The 20085-nt window shown below is 63.0% G+C and carries 14 protein-coding genes and 1 tRNA gene; 7 read left to right on the top strand and 8 right to left on the bottom strand.

The genetic code is table 11. The features are described 5' to 3' along the window. Positions 1–25 precede the first annotated feature (25 nt). The 6 genes from ACQS5P_RS01990 to ACQS5P_RS02015 all read left to right on the top strand — a co-directional run bounded on the left by ACQS5P_RS01990 (position 26) and on the right by ACQS5P_RS02015 (position 7490). The gene (locus ACQS5P_RS01990) at positions 26–1465 is read left to right on the top strand and encodes a PDZ domain-containing protein (RefSeq protein ID WP_428939231.1); all 1440 of its coding nucleotides are present in this window, start codon (positions 26–28) and stop codon (positions 1463–1465) included. Positions 1466–1576: 111 nt separating this feature from the next. Continuing rightward, positions 1577–2728 carry a tetratricopeptide repeat protein gene (locus tag ACQS5P_RS01995; protein ID WP_428939232.1) on the top strand — a complete coding sequence of 384 codons (1152 nt, stop codon included), beginning with the start codon at positions 1577–1579 and terminating at the stop codon, positions 2726–2728. 32 nt (positions 2729–2760) lie between these two features. Beyond that, complete coding sequence (locus tag ACQS5P_RS02000) at positions 2761–4839, top strand: hypothetical protein (protein ID WP_428939233.1); 2079 nt, start codon at positions 2761–2763, stop codon at positions 4837–4839. Positions 4840–4995: 156 nt separating this feature from the next. Continuing rightward, a tRNA-Lys gene (locus ACQS5P_RS02005) sits at positions 4996–5068 on the top strand. 33 nt (positions 5069–5101) lie between these two features. Next, positions 5102–5656, top strand: a complete 555-nt coding sequence (efp, locus tag ACQS5P_RS02010; protein ID WP_428939234.1) for an elongation factor P — start codon at positions 5102–5104, stop codon at positions 5654–5656. A 124-nt stretch (positions 5657–5780) separates the two neighbouring features. Next, positions 5781–7490, top strand: coding sequence for an NAD-dependent malic enzyme (locus ACQS5P_RS02015; protein WP_428939235.1), 1710 nt, complete (start codon positions 5781–5783; stop codon positions 7488–7490). Between the two features lie 67 nt (positions 7491–7557). On the opposite strand, the gene ACQS5P_RS02020 is transcribed toward ACQS5P_RS02015, so the two are convergent. From ACQS5P_RS02020 to ACQS5P_RS02050, 7 genes are all read right to left on the bottom strand, one after another. Beyond that, on the bottom strand, positions 7558–8577 hold the full coding sequence (locus tag ACQS5P_RS02020; protein WP_428939236.1) for a class II fructose-bisphosphate aldolase: 1020 nt from the start codon (positions 8575–8577) through the stop codon (positions 7558–7560). A gap of 328 nt (positions 8578–8905) precedes the next feature. Then, positions 8906–10006 (bottom strand): D-2-hydroxyacid dehydrogenase, encoded by a 1101-nt coding sequence (locus ACQS5P_RS02025; RefSeq protein WP_428939237.1) that lies wholly within the window; start codon positions 10004–10006, stop codon positions 8906–8908. A 92-nt stretch (positions 10007–10098) separates the two neighbouring features. Next, positions 10099–11079, bottom strand: coding sequence for a WD40 repeat domain-containing protein (locus ACQS5P_RS02030; RefSeq protein ID WP_428939238.1), 981 nt, complete (start codon positions 11077–11079; stop codon positions 10099–10101). A 43-nt stretch (positions 11080–11122) separates the two neighbouring features. Further along, positions 11123–12019 carry a phytanoyl-CoA dioxygenase family protein gene (locus tag ACQS5P_RS02035; protein WP_428939239.1) on the bottom strand — a complete coding sequence of 299 codons (897 nt, stop codon included), beginning with the start codon at positions 12017–12019 and terminating at the stop codon, positions 11123–11125. A 5-nt stretch (positions 12020–12024) separates the two neighbouring features. Further along, entirely contained in the window at positions 12025–12282 is a 258-nt protein-coding gene (locus ACQS5P_RS02040) for a hypothetical protein (protein ID WP_428939240.1), read from the bottom strand. Positions 12283–12312: 30 nt separating this feature from the next. Next, on the bottom strand, positions 12313–13689 hold the full coding sequence (locus tag ACQS5P_RS02045) for a hypothetical protein (protein WP_428939241.1): 1377 nt from the start codon (positions 13687–13689) through the stop codon (positions 12313–12315). Positions 13690–13813: 124 nt separating this feature from the next. Next, complete coding sequence (locus ACQS5P_RS02050; RefSeq protein ID WP_428939242.1) at positions 13814–16813, bottom strand: DUF1998 domain-containing protein; 3000 nt, start codon at positions 16811–16813, stop codon at positions 13814–13816. A 273-nt stretch (positions 16814–17086) separates the two neighbouring features. Here ACQS5P_RS02050 and ACQS5P_RS02055 point away from each other — a divergent pair, with 273 nt between their 5' ends. Continuing rightward, the gene (locus tag ACQS5P_RS02055; RefSeq protein ID WP_428936970.1) at positions 17087–18331 is read left to right on the top strand and encodes an IS256 family transposase; all 1245 of its coding nucleotides are present in this window, start codon (positions 17087–17089) and stop codon (positions 18329–18331) included. Here the strand turns inward: ACQS5P_RS02055 and ACQS5P_RS02060 are convergent. Then, positions 18219–20054: a DEAD/DEAH box helicase gene (locus tag ACQS5P_RS02060; RefSeq protein ID WP_428939243.1), complete on the bottom strand. Its 1836-nt coding sequence runs from the start codon at positions 20052–20054 to the stop codon at positions 18219–18221. The genes ACQS5P_RS02055 and ACQS5P_RS02060 overlap by 113 nt on opposite strands. Between the last annotated feature and the right edge of the window lie 31 nt (positions 20055–20085).

A 20085-nucleotide genomic window follows, 5' to 3' on the forward strand; every position in this document is an offset into this window, starting at 1 on the left:
TCCACTGGAAGAAAAACTGGCACTCATGACCCTATCTCACCTGCACAAGTCCATCGCGGCACTGCTGACTCTCCTCGGTCTTGTTTGCGTGTCGCTCGGCGCCGTCGATCCCCAACTCATCCGCGACATCCACGAGCGCGCGACGCCGTCGCTGGTCGTCGTTCAATACACCTACGAGGGCGAGCTCGGCCGCCGCGAGCTGCACGCCGCGGGGATTGTGGTCGGCGATGATGGACTGGTCATCGCCTCGGGAACCTTCACCCCGGTTCAGATCCCCGACGAGCAGATGACCGAGTTCAAAATCATCATCCCCGGCGACGACCAGACCGAGATCGATGCCGATTTCCTCGGGCGCGACGATCGCACGAACATCGCCTTCATCAAGGCCAGGCCAGAGCAGCCTTCGCCCTCGACGCAATCGACTCAGCCCGCGACGGCGCCGCGCGCCTGGACGCCGCTGCGTTTTGAGGATGTTGCGCTGGCCGTCGGTGAGCCGGTGATCTGCGTCGGGCTGCTGCCCAAAGACGCGGGCTATCGTTCGTACGTCACCGCAGCCAGCGTGTCGGCGCTGCTGCGCGGGCCGGTGCCGCAGGTGCTGGTCAGCGGCGAAGGGCTGTGCGCCGTCGGCTCGCCGGTGTTCGACGGGCACGGCCGGGCCGTCGGCATCGTCCACGCGCAGGAGAATCAATCGCCATTCTTGAACGATCCGCGCGAGCCGATGGCACCGGTGTTTACTCCGCCACGGCTGTTCGTTCCCGCCAGCGACTTCCTGCTCAGCTTGAATGATCCGCCGGTAAAAGGCCAGCCGCTGAAGTATCCGCACATCGGCGTGGCCCAGCTCAGCGGGCTGAAGAAGGAGGTCGCCGAGTACTTCGGGCTGGAGAACCAGCCGGCGGTGCAGGTCGGCGACGTGATCAGCGGCTTCCCCGCGGACAAGGCGGGGCTGAAACGCGGTGACATCATTGTGAAGGTCAACGGCCAGCCGCTGGAGCGCGGCGACGATCCGGATGAAACGCCCCTGATCATGACGCGAAAAATCGCGCGGATGAAGGTCGGGCAGGACGTCACCTTCACGGTGGTGCGCGGACGCGGACAACCGCCGCGGGAAATCACCGTCACGCTCGAAGAGCGCCCGATGCAGGCCAACAAGGCCAAGCGCTTCTTCGCCGAGGATCTGGGCTTTACCGCCAGGCAGATTGTCTTCGAGGACACCTACGTTCGCCGGCTTCCATCCGACACGCGAGGCGTGGTGGTCGCGCTGGTCAAGCCCAACAGTTCCGCGCAGACCGCAAAGCTTCAGCATGGCGATCTGATCACGCGGCTGAATCAGTCCACGATCGAATCGCTGGATGACTTCAAGAGCCAGTACCAGACCTTCCGCAAGGAGCAGCCCCGCGAGGCAGTCGTGCTGGAAGTGCTGCGCGGCGTGAACACCCAGATCATCCGCATCGAGCCGCCCCAATAGCCCGACTTGACCGCGGGATCGTCCGGGAACATCATGGCGCGCGGCCGAGGCGGCGTGTGTACGCGCCAGTAAAGCCAGACGATCGCAGGAGACCCACGAGCCGTGAGCCTCATGGCAAAGACAGTCAGTGGCATCGGACCGCGCCGTGTCGCCGCGGGCGACGGGTCGCTTGCAGTGCCGCGCGGCTTCGTGCTTGCGATTGCATGGGTTTTGTTGCTGAGTCTGTGTCGGGCGGGTCTGGCGGATTCGCTGTTTGTCGGATCCCTGGAGCGCAAGAATGTCCTGATCCGGGATCTGAAAGACGGCATGGTGGTTTATGAGATCAACGGTCGCGCCAGCGAGATCGAGGCCGGTAAGGTAACCCGACTGCTCGTCAGCGGCGAGCCGGCACTTACCGCCGCCGAGCAGGCCTACGCCGCAGCGGAGTGGGACCAGGCGGTTGACGGCTATCAGAAGGCGATCCGCACCACCAGCAAGCCGTGGGTCAAGAGCTGGGCGGCGCAACGGCTGATTGACGCGGCCAACCGCACCGGGCGATTCGACGCCGCCGCCACAGCCTATATCCTCGTGCTGCTGGAGGATCCGAACCGAGCGGCAGGCATGAAGCCGGCGATGCCGCAGTCCGGCTCGACGTATCTGGACACCGCGGTTCAGGATGTCAACAACGCGATGAACGATCCGAAACTCACCGTCGAGCAGCGCCGCGCCCTGCTGGGGTTCCTGGTGGAACTGCATCAGGCCCGCAAAGATGCGGCGGCGGAGGATGCCGCCTACGAGCAGCTCGCGCGGCTTCCAGGCGCCGATGTCAATGATCCCGGCGCACGGCGGATTCTGGCCAAACGCAAGCTCTCTGTCGCCTCGCGGGCGCTGGATGCGGCAGATTACCTGAAGGCGATCAACGAGATCGAGGCAAGTAAGGCAATCTTCACCGAACCGGCTCAGCAGGCCGATGCGCTGTTCATCATCGCCCAGGCCCGGCATGGACTGGCCACGGGCCAGCCCGACGCCAAGCTGCTGAAGGACGCGGCGCTGGCGTACATGCGGGTGGTGGCGCTGGCCAAAGACGAACCGGGCCGGCCCCATGTCGTCCAGAGCCTGCTCAGCACCGCCGACATTCTTCAGCAGCTTGGCGAGCCTGCGTCCGCCCGGCAGCTCTACGAACAGGTGCTGGCCCAGTACGGGGACGATCCCGACGCCCGCCACGCTCGCGACGCACTGAATCGCCTCAACAATCCAAGACCACCGGCAAGCGGTAACCGCTAACCGATCCATCACCCCCAACTGACAAACAACGCATGTACGCTTACATCCGAAAAAACCAGAAGAAAGTGATGGCCATCCTGGGCGTGATCCTGATGATCGCGTTCATCATCCCCACCGGCATCCGCGCCACCCGCCCGGACATGGAACACGTGGTCGGCCAGATCGGCTCCGAGAAGATCTATCGCGAGCAGATCCAGGCCGCCGAGGATGAATGGCGCTTCATCGCCGAGACGGTGCTTCAGCGCAACCCCGCCGCCGCCGTGGATTCACAGCAATCCCAGTGGGCTTCGATTCTCACGATGCTGCCCGAGCAGATCGTGCGGCCAATCGAGCGGCAACCCGAAACCTACTTCCTGCTTCAGGCCGAAGCCAGACAGATGGGATTGTCACCGAACCTGGCGGAAGCCGAACAGTTTCTCTCCGGGGAGACTGCGGGCATCCGTTACCAGGGCCGCGTGATGTCACTGGCGGACCTGAGCCAGGTGGACCCGCGATTCGCCGAACAGACCAAACGCGCCGTCGCCGAGCTGCTGATGGTGCTCTCAGCGTTCGACCGCGCGGTGCAGGCGGTGAAGCTTTCGGCGCCGCTGGTCGAGCACGAGCTGGCCGCCTCCATGCAGCAGATCAAGCTCAACATTGTGGACTTCTCCGCCGCGGACTTTGAGGCTTCGGTCCCCGAGCCGACGGAACAGCAGCTTCAGGAGCAGTTCCAGCGTTACGCCGACGTGCTGCCCGGCGCCACCCCCACCGAAGCCAACCCCTTCGGCTTTGGCTACAAGCTTCCCAACCGCGTCAAGCTCCAGTACATCGCCATCCCGCGCCAGCAGGTGCGTCAGGCGGTGCGCGCCACCAAATCGGATTACGACTGGGAGGTCGAGGCCTACAAGTACTATCTGCGGTATCCCGAGCGCTTCCCCGCCACCCAGCCGCAGTCCCCCACCACAACCAGCACCGATGCGTTCACGCTCGGCGGAGGATCGGCCCCGACCACGGCCGCGGCGCCGACCACGCAGCCCTTCGAGCAGGTGCGTGATGAAATCATCACCACCCTGCTGGAGCCACAGATCGACAAGCTTCAGAGACAGATCCAGAATGAAATCCTCCAGAAGCTGAATCAGGGATACGAGGCGTACCGTGCTGCGACAACGACTGCCCCGGCCACCGCGCCGCAGTCGGCCACACGCCCCGCGGGCTACGAGAGCTTCCAGTTCCTTCAGGACCTGGCACGGCAGATCGAGCAGAAGTACAACGTCACGCCCACGGTGGCGGCGATCAACGAATACAAAGGCCCGCTGGAGCTGCGGCTGCTGCCCGGGATCGGGCAGGCGAGCCTGTTTGCCGACTTTGCGATGTTCGCCGAGCCGTTTGTCCCGCCGGACCAGCGCGATCAGCCGGCGGTGTTGAGCCTGTACGAGCCATCCAAGCCTCTGCCGGACGATGCCGGGAACGTGTACATCTTCCGCCTGACCGACGCCGTGCCCGCACAGCGTCCCGGGAGCATCGAGCCGGTTCGGGAGCAGGTGGTGGCGGACTGGAAAAAGGCCCGCGCCTTCGAGGCCGCCCGCGCCGCGGCGCAGCAGCTTCTGGAGGCCGCCCGACAGCACGCCGCCGGGCTGGCCGCCGCCGCGGTCGATCGCAAGCTGATCACCACCGGCGCGTTCTCCCTGAATGAGCCGGTGCCCAACTATCCGCTCAGTTCCCGCTCACAGGCCAAACTTGGGCTTGAGGCCCATGCCCTGCTGGGCGCGATCGCCCGTGCCGCATCGACGACTGCCCCGGCCACGCAACCGCTTCAGCGTCCGATGGGGCTGGTTGAGCTACCCGCCGACGGCAAAGTCGCCGTGATCGAGCTGGTCGAAGTCCGCAGCGATCTGAAGCCCGAGATCGCCGAGCTGGCGCGCCTGCGTGCGGCGTCGGGGCTGCGGCAGGCGTATCAGCAGCTCATGCTTTCCGACTGGTTCACGTATGAAGCGGTCGCCGCCCGACTGGGGTACATCGACCACACCGGCCGGGCGGGTCGCTCCACTCGCGGCAGGCCCTCGCCGCAGCCCGCGGAGTCGCCGCTTGCGCCTCCGCCGCCCGCCATGCCGTTGTCGGCGTTGCGGCAGTGAGGCTCCGAACCGCCCGGGTCGGCATACGTAAAAACCTTGCCGCCGGATTTGTCGGCGCATGCGCCGGGCGCGTGCTTGACAAGTCGACCCCCGCGGCTAAAGTCAGCACAGTCCGCCAGGCCGTGGGAGCCGCACTGGCACTCAAGCCGCTTTTACGCGCCATTAGCTCAATTGGCAGAGCAGCTGACTCTTAATCAGCGGGTTGTAGGTTCAAGTCCTACATGGCGCATTTACCATTAACCCTGATTTAGTAAGGATTTGCATGCGAGCCAGTGACATTCGTCGTGGGCAGGCCGTCATTCTCGACGGCAGGCTCTATGTCGTGACCAACGCCGATCACAACACCCCGGGGAACCTGCGCGCCAAGGTCCAGTTCAAGCTCCGTGACGTCGTCAAAGGAAACATCATCGATCGGCGTGTCGGCGCCACCGATGACATCGAGACCGCAACGCTTGATCGCCGGCAGGTCGAATACCTCTACTCCGACAACACCGGGCACGTGATCATGGACCTCGAAACGTACGACCAGTTCACGATCCCCAAGGAAGTGTTCGGCGAGGACATCAAGTTCCTCAAGCCTAACACGCAGTTCACGGCGCTGTTCTACGACGGCAAGGTGCTCAGCTACGAGCTGCCCAAAACAGTCGATCTGAAGGTGACCGACACCCAGCCGGGGATTAAGGGCGCCACCGCAACCAACCAGTTGAAAGATGCGGAACTGGAGACCGGGCTGCGGACGCGCGTGCCGCCTTTCATCGAGATCGGCGAGGTTGTGCGCGTCAGCACCGAGACCGGCGAATACATCAGCCGGGCGTAAGCAGCGAGTCTGGATCAGTCCTACACGAGAACCATGTGCCCACGACCAGGTCGTGGGCTTTTTGTTTGCGCCCTGTCGCGTGCGGCTGGCCACGGGCTATAATCGGACTTTTCATTCCTCAATTATGGAAAAGTTTGAACTCTTTCGGGATTCGCAGGGTCGGCAGGTCCTGAAGTGTCGTCATCGTGGGCTGGCGCTGCTGAATCATCCCATGTACAACCGCGGCTCGGCATTCACGCTCCAGCAGCGGGAGATGTTCGGCCTGCGGGGACTGTTGCCGGCGCGGGTCAGCACCCTGGAACAGCAGGTACGTCGGGTCTACCAGAACATCTGTCGTTCCAGCGATCCGATCCAGAGATACATCACGCTCTCGGCCCTGCACGACCGCAATGAGGTGCTGTTTTTTCGGGTGCTGCTGGACCACCTTGAGGAGTTCCTGCCGATCGTCTACACGCCGACGGTGGGACAGGTCTGCCAGGAATTCAGCCGCCTGTTCCGCCGCCCGCGGGGGATGTGGATCACGCCTCGAGATCGCGGGCAGATCGACCAAGTGCTCGGGGATGCGCCGTTCGAGGACGTGCGGCTGATCGTCGTGACCGACAACGAGCGCATTCTGGGTCTGGGCGATCAGGGGTGCGGGGGAATGGCCATACCGGTGGGCAAACTGGCGCTGTACACGGTGGCGGCGGGGATTCATCCGGCGATGACGCTGCCGGTCAGCCTCGATGTCGGCACGGACAATCAGGAGCTTCGAGCTGACGAGCTGTACCTGGGCTGGGAATCGCCAAGGCTGCGCGGGGCCGAGTATGACGCGCTGGTCGATGAGTTCGTCACCGCCGTCAAACGACGCTTCCCGAGGGCACTGCTTCAGTGGGAGGATTTCAAGAAACAGAACGCCTTTGACCTGCTGGATCGATACCGTCACGCGCTGCCTTCATTCAACGACGACATTCAGGGGACAGCGGCGGTGGCGCTGGCGGGGATTCTGGCGGCCGGACGCATCAGCGGCACGCCCATCCAGCGGCAGCGCGTGGTGATCCTGGGCGCCGGAGCGGCGGGAATCGGCATCGCGCGGCAGCTCCGCGACGCCATGCGCCGCGCCGGACTCCAGGACAAGGAGCTCATCGCCGCCATCGCCGTCCTGGACAGCCGCGGGCTGCTGGTGCAGGGACGCGAGCTGCGCGAAGCGGCCAAGCGCGACTTCGCCTGGCCCGCGGCGCTGGCGGCGGCCATGGGGCTGCCCGTCGATCGCCCCGCCGACCTGCTGGCCGTCATCCACGCCGTCAAGCCCACCGTCCTGATCGGCACCACCGGCGAACCGGGCGCATTCACCGAGCCGATCGTCCGCGCCATGGCCCAATATGTCCAACAGCCGGCCATCTTCCCCTTCTCAAATCCCACCAGCCGATCCGAAGCGATTCCGCGAGACCTGGTCCACTGGACCAATGGCCGGGCGCTGGTGGCCACTGGAAGTCCGTTTCCTCCGGTCGTGTACGAGGGTCGCACGATCCGCATCGGGCAGGGAAACAACGTCTACGTCTTCCCCGGAGTCGGGCTGGGCGCACTGGTGGCCGAAGCGCGGGTGGTGACCGACGCGATGTTCACGGCGGCGGCGACGACGCTGGCCGAATGCGTGTCCCAGCAGGATCTGGATGCCGGCGCGCTGTATCCGCCGGTCACGGCGCTGCGGCACGTCAGCGCCCGCATCGCCGAAGCCGTGGTGCGCGAGGCCCGCGACAGCGGCGTCGGACGCGACATCCCCGATTCGCAAATCCCGCGCGCTGTCGCGGACTTCATGTGGACGCCGGCCTATCCCGAGTTGCTGCCAGCCTAAGCAAGCCGCGCCCAGGCCGGCTCCGGTCGGGCGGTTGTTGCGTCAGGGTCAGCCTGGCCGCATCGTCTCAGCTCTTTTTCCTGTAGTAATCCGGCAGCGGCCGGCCAAGCTCCTCCCAGTGCTTGTTGACCGCCTCGGCCTTGCCGGCGCTGTTGAGCACGTGCAGCTTTCGGCGCACCATGCCGACGATCGCCTCGCGACCCGGACCAAGGTAGTTGCGCGGATCGAACTCCGCGGGTTTGGTGGCGAAGACCTCGCGGATCTTGGCCGTCAGTGCCAGACGAAGGTCCGTGTCGATGTTCACCTTGCACACCCCGTATTTCTGCACCGCCATGGCGATCTGGTCCTCGGGCACTCCCTTGGCGTTGGGCATCGCCCCGCCATATTTGTTGACCAGATCGATGAACTCCTGCGGCACGCTCGAGCTGCCGTGCATCACCAGCGGCAGGCCAGGACACGTCTTCATGATCTGCTCGATGCGATTGAAGGCGAGTTTGGCCTCGTGCTTGAACTTGTATGCCCCGTGACTGGTGCCGATCGCCACCGCCAGTGAATCGATGCCGGTGCGCTTCCAGAAGTCCGCCGCCTGGTTCGGATCGGTCAGGTACTTCTCGACATTTTTCTCGTACTCAGCCGCATCGAGTCCGACGACTTCCTCTTCGATGCCCCCGAGCATTCCCAGCTCGCCCTCGACCACCACGCCCGCCGCGTGCGCCACCTTCACGGCCTCGGCGGTCAGCCGCACATTCTCCTCATACGGATGATGCGAGCCGTCGATCATCACGCTGGTGAAGCCGTCATTGATGCAGGTCCGCACCAGATCCACCGTGTCGCCATGATCCAGATGAATGGCGATGGGCAGCTCGGGGTGTTCCTCCACGGCGGCCATGATGATGTGCCGCAGATAGTTCATCTTCGCGTATTTGCGGGCGCCCTTGGAGATCTGAAGGATGACCGGGCTTTTCTCGGCGGCGCACGCCTCGATGATACCCTGGGTGATCTCCATGTTGTTGACGTTGAATGCGCCGACCGCGAACCCGCCGTCGTAGGCAAGATCAAACATCGGCTTGGTGGTCATCAGGGGCATAGAAGTACCGTCCTTTCGGGAATCCTAACGCCTTCCCCGCTCATCAACTGACGGCGGAGTGCAATGTTGCTACAGCCGCTTCACTGTACCAGCGCCGGGTCGCAAAGTGGAGAGCAGCAAGGATGCCTCTGTCCGCACGCGTGACACAGGCGTCCGGCCTGTGCGGCTGATCCGCCGGTTGCACGCTGCCAAAAGAGAGACGCACTTACCTGACTCAGGCCGTGTGGTGACTCACAGAGCGATTGGTTGGTGTCACCAGCGGATGGCCACGTGTGAGCTGTCAGCGCATGGCCCGGCCAAGCGCATTTGCTCACCTGTGCCCGATTCCTCAATACCCTTTTTGTTTGTCGATGACGTTGAGCATCGGCAGGCCGGCAACGTAACGCCTCATGTTCTCGATGAACAGTTCGCGCTCGCGTTTGCCGCTGTGCTGCGAGCCGCCGGCTTTGTGGGGCGTGATGATGACGTTCGGCTCCTGCCACAACGGATGGTCCGCCGGCAGCGGCTCCGGGTCGGTCACGTCCAGCCCCGCGCCGGCCAGCTTCTTCGACCGGATCGCCGACAGCACCGCTTGGGTGTCGACGATCCTGCCGCGCGTCACGTTGATCAGGTACGATCCATCCTTCATCAGCCCGATCTCTCGAGCACCGATCATGCCTCTGGTGCGTGGCGTCAGAGGTGCGCAGCAGACCAGCACGTCGCATCGGCTCAACATGTAGTCGTAGTGCGTATCAACCAGATGCAGCTCATCGACCATGGCATAGCGCTCGCGGAACATCGGCTCGGCATCGACGGCCATCACGTACATGTCCAGCGCCTTGGCACGACGGGCGACTTCTCGCCCGATCCCGCCCAGGCCGATGATTCCCATCGTCAGCCCGCGCAGCTCGATCTGCCGCACGTTGAAGCCTTCCCACTTGCGGTTGTAGGAGGCAAACCCCACGCCGCGCACCAGCGCCAGCAGAAACGCGATGGCGGTCTCGGCAATCGGCGAGCCGTAGCATCCGCTGGTGTTGGTCAGGATCACGTCGCTGTTGACGAACTCCGGGAACATCAAGGTGTCCACCCCGCCAGAGGTCACCTGCACCCAGCGCAGGCGTTTTGCGGTGGCGAATTCCTCGGGCGTGAGCTTGCCGATGATGGCGTCGGCGTTGGGCAGCTCCTCCTTGAATCGCTCCGAGGGCAGGATGGTGATCTGCGGTGAAATCCCCTGAATCTGCCTGTAGAAATCGTCGTCGAACCTGTTGCGGGTGAGGTAGTTCAGAGGCAGCCGTGGCGGCTCGCCCCTGCGGGGAAGGGAGGAGGCGGTTTCGACCGCATGAGTTGCGGGCGTGGCCAGTGCCGCCGCCAGTCCCGCTCCCGCAACCACCGCCGCGTCGTTCAACAACCGCCGCCGTGAGACCGTCTGCCAGGCGTCGGATTCGTCCATGGGCAACCTCCGTCAAAGTGGACGACAAAGCCGCCAGCATCACAAGCGGCGCAGTCTGAAGGTCTGAGGTTCAAGACGCTCAAGTTCTCCAGCTACTTGAGCGCGCTCAGATCCCAGATCCGCACGGTCGTGTCACCACCACCGCCGCCGCTCACCATCAGCCTGCCATCCTTCGAGATCGACAGCGATTCGATCCGCCCGGAATGGTGCCCGCTCAACGTCCGCACAAGCTGGCCGGTCTGCGCATCCCAGAACTTGATCGTCCTGTCCTTCGAGCCGCTGATCACCGTCTTGCCGTCGGGTGTGAACTCGACGGAATCAACCTCTTCGCTGTGCCCGCTGAGGGTGCGCAGCAGCTTGTTGGCTCTGGCGTCCCACAGCCGTACCGTGGTGTCGTTGCTGCTGGATGCGTACAGAGAATCGTCGGGCGAGATCGCCACACACTCGATGCCCGAGGTATGCCCCTCGAGCGTCGCCTTGAGCTGTCCGCTTTGGGCATCCCAGACGCGCAGCTTCCCGTCGGCCGAAGCGCTGACCAGCGTCTTGCCATCGGAGGTCCAGCGCACCATCTGCACCCGCGCCGTTGCTCCCGGCATGACCTGCTTCTGTTGGCCCGTGGCCACGTCCCACGTCCGCACCGTCAGGTCCACCCCGCATGAGGCCAGAGTCTTGCCATCCGGAGAAAACGCGACCCATCGCACGACGTCCGTGTGGCCGTCAAAGGTGCGGATAACCTGGAACGTGCTGGCGTCCCAGAGGCGCACCGACTTGTCCCCGCTGCCGCTGGCCAGCAGGGTTCCATCCGGCGAATACGCGACACAGTACACGTCCGCGGTGTGTCCGCTGAGCGTGCGACTGGCGGTGCCGCTGGCCAGGTCCCACAGGATGATCGTCTTGTCCCTGCTGCTGGTGGCCAGGGTCTTCATGTCCGGCGAGAACGACGAGGACATGACCGAGCCTTTGTGCCCCTCCAGGATGCGCACCGCCGGCTGCTGCTGCGCCCATGCACAACACACCAGTACGAGCAGCCCAGCCAGCGACAGACCGACCGCCGACATTCGCCTTACGTCCATTTTTGATCTCCGTTTCAGGTTCCTCTGGAATCGCCCGGATGCATCACATGCCCGCCATCGCCGCGGGCTGAGCGCCGCCGAACGAGCTCTTCTGAAGTTTTGTCTGCAGCTCAAAGATCGACCCTGCCAGCCCGCGCTGACGCATCTGGAAGTCCAACTGCATCATCCTGGCCCGGCGGGTGGGTTGCCCGCGGACCACACGCGAATGGAATTCGTCGAGCTTGACGTCAACACCGATTGGCCAGGCGTCGGCGGCAGCGTATTCGATCAGCAGCAGCCGCCGCGGCCTGTTCGAGCGGTTGGGCGCCGAAGCATGCAGCGTGCGTGAATGGTGAATCGACATCCCGCCGGCCGGAACGATCACCGGCACCTGTTTCTCCCGCGCCAGCTCCGGGCTGTCGCCAGGCACGGCGCCGACAAAAACGTCGTCCTGGTGGTGATCGAGGATCGGACCACGATGCGAGCCGGGAATTACCAGCAGGCAGCCATTCTCCGGCGTGCAGTCGTCCAGCGCGATCCCCACCGCCAGCACGTCGTCGTTCGTGTGCGGAAAGAAGACGAAATCCTGATGCCACTCGACCGCGCTGCCCACGCCCGCCGTCTTCATGTTCAGCTTGCTGTGGTGATAGCGAACGTCCGGGCCAATCAGCGCCGCCACCACATCCAGCACCGCTGCGCTTCGCATGATCCGCTCGAACAGGGGATGAACCTTCACCGGATTGTTGATCCTCGCCAACTGCGGCGAATCGCCCGCGTGCGTCGGCTCCAGCACGAACGTCGCATCATCCCTGGTAAGCTGCCGGGACTGCTCCCTGAATTCATCCACCACCTGCCGCGCCTCGGCCAGTTCCTGTTCGTCCAGAACCCGATCGACGGCCAGATACCCGTCGCGGTGAAATCGATGGATCTGTTCGTGGCTCAGCATGGTGCTCTCGCTCATTGCCTTCAAAGGTGACTCACATAGTTGTGCAGCCGATACAGCACTTCCGTGGCGAAGGCGTTTGCGGCGTACCAGTTGGAATGGGCCGAACCGCGCTTGCCCGTCCTGGGATCATGGCCCCACGTCGAGAACTCGCCGTTGGGAAACTGGCTGCGCACGATCGCGTTTCCGGCGGCCATCGCCTTCTGGAGGTATTCCCGCTCGCCAGTCGCGCGGTGCAGAGCAAGCAGCGCGTTGATCCAGTTGGCGGTGTGCCCCTCCATCACGTAGTAGCAGACGTACTGCTCGGTAACCTAGGGCACGGGACAATCGACATCGATCGTCGCATCCGGACGGAAGATGACGAACTGATCTTCCACCCATCGATTCAGCCGCCGCGCGATCGGCAGGTAATCGGGATTTTCGTCCGCGTGCCGACAGAGGTAACAGATGAGCAGGATCGTGCCCATGTTGCCGAGGTTTTCGAAGGGGCGTTTCTCGCGTACGTCCTCGAAGGCTCCCTGCCAATGGTTGGTCGTGACCGGATAGGCCAGCGTCCAGTCCAGCGCCCGCCGGGCCGCGAATGCGCGCTTCGCATCGGGCCGATGCTGCTCGAGCATCTCGACCAGTACCGTGAAGTTGATCACGTCACAGGTGTAGTCTTCGACGACGGCGCCGGTGGCAGGCTCAATTCGATACGGCAGGCTCCCGTCGTGACGCTGAAACTGCATAACGGTGTCGGCGATATGGATCGCATACTCCAGCGCATCCTCGCGACCGGTGGCCCGATACCAGTCCACCATCCCCTCCGCCGTGCGACAGGCGCGGGTGATGTTGACGGCAGCGCCCTCGTTGCCGCCCTCGTACTTGCCCATCCCAATCGTCGAATACGGAAACAGCGGCAGCTTGCCGGTTGGCGGGTGGCGATGCGTCAGCAGCCATTCGCCGACGAAGTTCGTCAGGCGCATCGCCTCTTTCCTGTACGGTCGTTCGTTGCGCGCATGGGCAAGAAACGCCCGAATAAACACCGGCTGATGTGCCGCCGGGTAGGCGTCACCGCGACCTTGCGGGTTTCCTTTCTCCGGTTCGGGTCCCGCCGAGGACCAGATCCACACCGGCACGCCCGGCTCGCGATACGGGGCCACAGCGTGTTCGGCGGCGTGGATTAGAAACGCGATGTTCCGATCCGCCGCCGCCGCCCAATCCTCACGCTGCCCATCGAAGCCCTGCCAATCCCATGCCCTGAACCGCCGGGTTGCCGGCCCCAGGGTCGTGCCCTGCGACGTCTCGATCCCCAGCGCAATGGTGAACCAGTCGTGCGCCAGCTTCGGCCAGACCTGCCTCAGGTCGATGCGTGGCTGCACGGAGGCAATCTCGTGTCGTTGCCCGTTTTGTTCGATGATCCCGATGTACCGCCGCGCGCCCGGCCGCGCGACCAGCTCGAACACCGGCGGATCGATGAACCGCGGACTGAAGCGGTTCCAGCCGGCGATCTGCACTCCATCGGCCGATGATGAAGCGTCCGACGCACGACTCGAGGTTGTCGCCGCGGTTGTAGCCATCTGCTGCGTGTCCGCCCCGTGGCTCACGTTCCCGAAGGTTGAGCCCAAAACCGAGGACATCGCCGCGAATCCGAGGGATTGCAGGAACTGGCGGCGGTCCACGGGTCGATCATTATTGATGAATTTCACGATTTATCAATAAAATTTCCGCGCGATTTTTCCCCCCGGGGCACATCGCATTTGCCAAGAGCGGGCTCACGAGACACGCGGTGCGGCAATGGCGGAACAAACCGATTGCAAGCGGCGAGCACGGCTAAGAGATGGCCGCGCACAGAGACTGAAGCCACGGCAGCGGCGCCGACCGCTTCAGATTGCTCCATTGGAACTGGTTGCGATGGCTGCGCAAACACGCGTAGCACGCAGCGTCCTGGTCACAGTCCTGGTTGCTGCAATGCGAGAGTAATTGAAGTGTCTCCCTGAGCAGATCCGGAAGATGGTTGCGGATACGGTCGACATGGCCGGCACCGCCGGGTACGCGGTCGTAAAGCACCAGTTCGCCGCAGGCATTAGTCCCTGACTGGCTGCGGTAGGTGGAATCCAAGTCTGCGGGATCGATGTACAACTTCCGACAGGCAGTGTTGGCTAAAGCTGTAGCGAGCGTGAACCAGAACGGTGCGTCTGTAACAGCGGGAGCGGGATACCCCGGAAACCGCACTTGCAGAACGTCGGTGGTGAAGATGTGCGCCAGCGCGACTTTCTCGAATCTGCCCCGGCAGGTTGAGCCCCAAGGCGTGATGTGGCCGGCGCGCGGAGCGGCCGCATCATCGACCGCAAGACCACAAGACAGGCAGATCATGAAGCCCTGGCCCTTCTTTCCAAGATTCGCCCGGAACAACTTGGCATTCGGTCGAATCGCGGTGATCGCACCACGGAGGCAAGGATGTTCGGCGAATTCGGACTCGGGCGCGCCATCCAACAGGAACACCTCGGTGTTTGAGGGCGGCTTCAGGCGAAACAGATTCGGTTCAAGTGCTGGCGCATCGTGCTTAGTCGTGAAACCGGCAGGCTCCAAAAATGGCCATGGCATTGCTGTCGGCGGCATGTCCCTGGTGTTGGCCTTCACTTCCTGGGCCGAGTGCCCGATGACAATCTGGCGCGTCTGCCGAGAGATGCGGAAATACATCAAATCCGGTTCCCGCTTTTCAAGATCAACGCCCACACTCTCAAAGAGCTTGCCATCAGCGATGACTTGGCTGCCGGGAGAGTATTCGGAGATGCCAAGCTCGCGGTCGCGTTCAAGCCGCATGTTGGTCTTCACCAGCTCCTGTCGGACCTTCAGCTTGATCACGTCTTGCGGGAAGGCGTAGCTGGGCAGCCAGCACTGTTCCGCCAGAGAGTCTATCAGGTAAACCTCTTTCAATTGCTCCTGGAGCCGCTGCACGCGCCACATTGCATGTGTCAATGCTTTGGCTTTCTGAAGCTGCCTGACCCTCTTGGCCTCGGCCTCCTCCGCCGCCAGTTCTTCGTACTGATTCTGATAGCTCTTCAACGGCAGGATGAATCCCCGGATATAGGCTGTATCCCTTCCCGATTGCGGATCGCGGGAGAACAACGTCGTGGCGGCCGCCTCAATGGCACGGGCTGGATCCAGAGGACAATCTGCAGGGATGATATGGGAGAGTTCCGCAGCCAGTTTGGCCTGGTTGTGCTGACACCACGGGCCGAACAGATCTGCCGGTGCTTGCTCGCCCGTTTCGGACTCTGGGAAGAACTCACCAATGCGCAGGCTGTCATTCTCGAAGCGATTCAGGTGATCGCGAAGAAACCGGCCAAGCAGGAAGCTATTGACATGCCGTTGCGTCAGGCGCGTGTTTGCAGTGTAGATTACCGGTACGGGCACTCGCCCGACCACAATGTCGCGGGGACGGAAATAGTAGTGTTGATCGTGGGGAACTGATCGCGCGTACGTGACGGCGTGGGCCACCCCCTGCCTGCGCCGTCCGGCGCGACCAGCCCGCTGGATGTAATTGGCCGGAGTCGGTGGGACGTTGCGCAAGAGCACCGCCTGTAGCTGGCCCACATCCACACCCATTTCAAATGTGGTGGAACTGCTCAGCACGTTGGCTTTGCTCTGCTTGAATTCGTCCTGATATTCTCGGCCCCGCTCAAGCGTGAGCTGCGCGGTGTGCTCGCGGACAACCAGGGGCATTGGGTCGCGCAGGTAACGGTACGCGCGATGGCTGGAAGTAAGTTGAGCTTCGCGCGAGGCACTGTCGACCGGGGCAAGGGTACCTCCGCATCTCGGAATTTGGCAGACACCAGTCATTTGATGAATCGTTGGTGTGCCGCACCGACGGCACTTGTACCACTGGCCGTCCACGACCAGCAGGATTCGTGATGCCGGAAGCTGATATTCGCCTGGCTCGACCTGTCGCAAAATGCGTTGGTCGGCGATGAGCCACCCCCACAGTTGGTCCAGCGTTTCCGCCACGCGCGTATCTGAGGCATCGCCGGTCTGGCCAAGTACCTGACGGACGGTCGCCGCGGTGTAACTCCGCGATATAGCCAGGCCGCGAGACTTGGTTGCCTCAAAAGGATTCCACCTGACCCTGTATCTGCTCCCGACCCTTGCGGGCTCCGGATTGCGGTGCACCGTCACAAGAGTGGGGCCAGCGCCGATGATGTGCGTGCGAGTAACGGTGTCCGGGACGTACTCCACCGCGCCCCGTCGCACCAGATACATCAGAAGCCTGTGGATGGCATCGACGCCAACCTGTTCACTGGGGAACAGCAATGGTGCCGCGCGTCTGGCCGCATCGAGTTCGGCGGGCGTGAACTCCACGGCACCCGCTCCCAGCATCAAGCCGCCGATTTTGGTACGCTGCGTGTGCGATGCGGATAGATGCTCATACAACGTCAGGGCCAGCTCATGCCTCAGTTCCCGCCTCTCTTGCGGATTGATCTGGGCTGTCGGCACCACGCTGTAGCGGTCGAAGCCCTCGTCGTCCGTGTGTCGCGCGACCACCCATGGGTGTTGGAGCATGGCCGCGTGTCCGCGGTCAATCACCTCAACGACCGTGCCGGGCGAATTGCGGCTGGCCTGAATCTTCCTTGCAGTCTCCAGCAACGGTTGAATGTAGCTCGGTTCGGCAGTGGTGCGAGTCAGGTATGGAGTGAAGTAGGCGGCCCGCTGTCGCGAATCGGAAAAGACCAGAAGCCGTCGCCCGCCCGCTGGCATGTCATCGCGATACGGCGGCATCCTCCGGATGATCTCCTCCGCCAATAGGGCCGTCGGCGCATCTTCGCCGGTCACGAAGTCACGGAGGACCGAGGGGAACGGCCGAGCGGTGCCGCCGCAACAGGGACAAGTAGCCAGATTGCCCTCGCGGTCCCCTCCATGGATGACCCGAAGGCTGATCTGTTCTTCGTGGTTACAGCCCGGCGCACCTTCTTCGCTGTACGCTCCGCAACGAGAGCTATGACCAAAAGCTGTGGACGGTGACGCGGCAATAAAAGCGGCGTACCCTGGGTAACTGGTTTGATTCAGGAACCCGTTTGGCCCACGAGGCCAGGAAGGATACGCCACATGTCATCATCCACGCTTGCCCTGCGGCTGGCAACCGATTCAGTGGTCGATTTGACCCTGGAACGGATCGCCCGCGAGGGCGCCCGCCGCTATCTTCAGAAGGCGATCGAGGAGGAGGTCGCCGATTACATCAACGCCAACGCGCATCATCGGGACGATGCCGGCCACCGCCTGGTGGTGCGGAACGGCCATCACCAGCCGCGGACGGTCCTCAGCGGCGTCGGCCCGATCGAAGTGCATCAACCGCGGGTGGACGACCGCCGCGTCGATGAGAACGGCGTGCGCTTCCGCTTCACCAGCAAGATCCTGCCGCGTTACCTGCGTAAGACCCGTGCGATCGAGGAACTGGTGCCGTGGCTGTATCTCAAGGGGATCAGCACCGGCGAGATGCCCGATGCCCTGGTGCACCTGGGATTCGATGGATCGGGGTTGTCGGCCACCAGCGTGACGCGGATGCTGGCGGTCTGGCACGGCGAATACGAAGACTGGAGCCGGCGGGATCTGTCGGGCAAACATTACGTTTATGTCTGGGCCGATGGCTTGTACTTCGGCTGCCGGCTGAGCGACGATCGCCCGTGTTTACTGGTGCTGATGGGCGCGACTGCCGATGGCCGCAAGGAGCTGATCGCGATGGTCGATGGGCAGCGCGAGAGCGAGACGAGCTGGACAAGCTTGCTGCTGGACTGCAAATCCCGCGGGCTGGCGATCGCGCCCAGGCTGGCCACGGGGGACGGCTCCCTGGGCTTCTGGATCGCCCTGGGCAAGGTGTTCCCCTCGACCCGCCATCAGCGTTGCTGGGTGCACAAGACCTGCAATGTGCTGGACAAGCTGCCCAAAGGCGAGCAGCCGGCGGCCAAGACGATGCTGCACCAGATCTGGATGGCGGCGACCCGGTCGGATGCCACCAAGGCGTTCGACCGCTTCATCGAGGTGTACGGCGCCAAGTGGCCGCGCGCCACGGATTGTCTGGAGAAGGATCGGGCCGAGCTGCTGGCGTTCTACGACTTTCCCGCCGAGCACTGGCAGCACCTGCGGACCAGCAACCCGATCGAGAGCACGTTCGCGACGGTGCGGCTGCGAACCTACCGCACCAAGGGCCCGGGCTCTCGTGAGGCGGGAATCGCCATGGCTTTCAAACTGGCCCGCAAGGCCGAGTCACGCTGGAGAAAGTTGAACGGGAGCGAGAGATTGCAGGACCTGATCGACGGCATCGTGTTCGTCGACGGAGAACGAATCGCCGCTTAACCTGTCGCGGCCGTCCACAGGATTTGGGAATAGCTCCGCAACGAAGACACAGTTGCGCATCATGCGAGGCCGTCGTCTCGACCTCATCTGCTTCGCCACTTTCAGATTCCAGGGCTGATAGATCAAACCAGGTTAACAGCCGAATCGGCGACCGCGAGATTCCGACGGGTTTTTCCCACTTGTTGCCCGAGGGTAACCGGACCACAACCACGGGCATGCCGCAATGCGTGCAAGTCTTGAGCAAAAGCAGCCTGAGCCCCGTCTGATCATCCGTAACGCAATCCTCCAGCACGACCCGACGCACTTTCGGAGGCTTGGATGGTTCCAAAGACACGGATAGTCCCGACAATCCTCGGAAAAAGTGATGCACGCGCACTGACATCAGTGGGCTGCGGTGCTGAATATCGGGGCTGGCAAGTGAAGCGGCCACCAGCAGCGCCCGCACAGCGGCCTGGCGCTGTTGCTCTGTTGGTGCGGCTTGGGATTCGCCGACTCGAAAGATCGAATGGGCCAGCTCAGAGACCGTTCGAGGTTCGCATCGCAATTGGTCGTACGCGGCGATTGCGGCATCGACCTGCCGCAGGGTGTTGTACAGAATGTCATTGGGCGTCTTGCCAGCCTGGGGCTTCAAGCCACAACCGCGAAGCCACGCCTGTACCGCAGATGTACTCTGTGTGGCTTGATGCACTGTGGCTACGTCGGAGTTGGCCGCCAATCGCACGATGGTCTCTGAAGTGCACGGCTGGGACCCAGGACGCTCAAACGGCTCATCCACCTCACCGAATATGACATCTTGCGGCGTGAACCCGCTGCCGCACAGCCTGCTGGCAAAATTGGCAATCTCATCCCTCACATGGGAATGGTCTTGATCGCCGAGCGTAGCGCTGGTCAGGATGAACTGAAGCTGGTGCGGATACTGACGCTGCACACGCCGCATCAGCAGACTGATGTCGATCCCCTGCGCACCTGAATAGGTGTGAGCCTCGTCCAGCACGATATACCGCACCGTAGGGTACCTGAAGATGAGTTGGTCCTGTGGCCGAAGCAGCAGGTACTCAAGCATCGCAAAATTCGTCAGCAGTATCTGTGGCGGCGATTCCCGAATCTCCGTGCGAGTCAGCTTCTCATTCGGTCGCTTGGCTTCGAGTTTCACACTTTCAGGAACCTGGTCATCCGTGTAGTAGGTCTGGCTCGTGTACCGCCCGAAAGTGATCGGTGTGCTCCCAATCAGTCTCCGCATGCGATCCAATTGGTCATTCGCCAGGGCGTTCATCGGGTAGATGATGATCGCCGTGGTTCCGGGCTCACGGCATTGAATGGCGTGATCGAGAATCGGCAACAGGAAGCATTCCGTCTTGCCGCTGCCGGTACCAGTCGCCACGACCACGTTGTGTCCGGCCTGAATCCGCTCCATCGCCTGAATCTGATGAACATACAGCGGACGTGACGGATCGAATTCCTCCGGGTCGAGTCCTTTGAGCGCCGGATGCAACCGTGGTGGAGACTTTCTGCCCAGCAACTCGGCGGGCGTCTGGGCGTGACGGTATGACGGTATGCACGATACAAGCGGTTCACGCACGAACCGATCCTCAGCGCGCAGAGCGTCGTCGAAATGCTTTCGTAGATCGGACTCCGACTCGTGGATCGCGTGAGCTTCGCGCAGGTATCGTATGAATGCCTTTCGCAAATCTTCCGAGACGGAAAATGGATCGAATTCCTGCATAGCGTCTCTGCTCCATGCCCACGGGCACACA

Source organism: Fontivita pretiosa (assembly GCF_050410795.1).
Lineage (GTDB): Bacteria > Planctomycetota > Phycisphaerae > Tepidisphaerales > Tepidisphaeraceae > Fontivita > Fontivita pretiosa.

Coding starts and splice junctions, on each gene's coding strand:
- ACQS5P_RS01990 (WP_428939231.1), top strand. CDS start 26: ATGACCCTATCTCACCTGCACAAGTCCATCGCGGCACTGCTGACTCTC.
- ACQS5P_RS01995 (WP_428939232.1), top strand. CDS start 1,577: ATGGCAAAGACAGTCAGTGGCATCGGACCGCGCCGTGTCGCCGCGGGC.
- ACQS5P_RS02000 (WP_428939233.1), top strand. CDS start 2,761: ATGTACGCTTACATCCGAAAAAACCAGAAGAAAGTGATGGCCATCCTG.
- efp (WP_428939234.1), top strand. CDS start 5,102: ATGCGAGCCAGTGACATTCGTCGTGGGCAGGCCGTCATTCTCGACGGC.
- ACQS5P_RS02015 (WP_428939235.1), top strand. CDS start 5,781: ATGGAAAAGTTTGAACTCTTTCGGGATTCGCAGGGTCGGCAGGTCCTG.
- ACQS5P_RS02020 (WP_428939236.1), bottom strand. CDS start 8,577: ATGCCCCTGATGACCACCAAGCCGATGTTTGATCTTGCCTACGACGGC.
- ACQS5P_RS02025 (WP_428939237.1), bottom strand. CDS start 10,006: ATGGACGAATCCGACGCCTGGCAGACGGTCTCACGGCGGCGGTTGTTG.
- ACQS5P_RS02030 (WP_428939238.1), bottom strand. CDS start 11,079: ATGGACGTAAGGCGAATGTCGGCGGTCGGTCTGTCGCTGGCTGGGCTG.
- ACQS5P_RS02035 (WP_428939239.1), bottom strand. CDS start 12,019: ATGAGCGAGAGCACCATGCTGAGCCACGAACAGATCCATCGATTTCAC.
- ACQS5P_RS02040 (WP_428939240.1), bottom strand. CDS start 12,282: ATGGAGGGGCACACCGCCAACTGGATCAACGCGCTGCTTGCTCTGCAC.
- ACQS5P_RS02055 (WP_428936970.1), top strand. CDS start 17,087: ATGTCATCATCCACGCTTGCCCTGCGGCTGGCAACCGATTCAGTGGTC.
- ACQS5P_RS02060 (WP_428939243.1), bottom strand. CDS start 20,054: ATGCAGGAATTCGATCCATTTTCCGTCTCGGAAGATTTGCGAAAGGCA.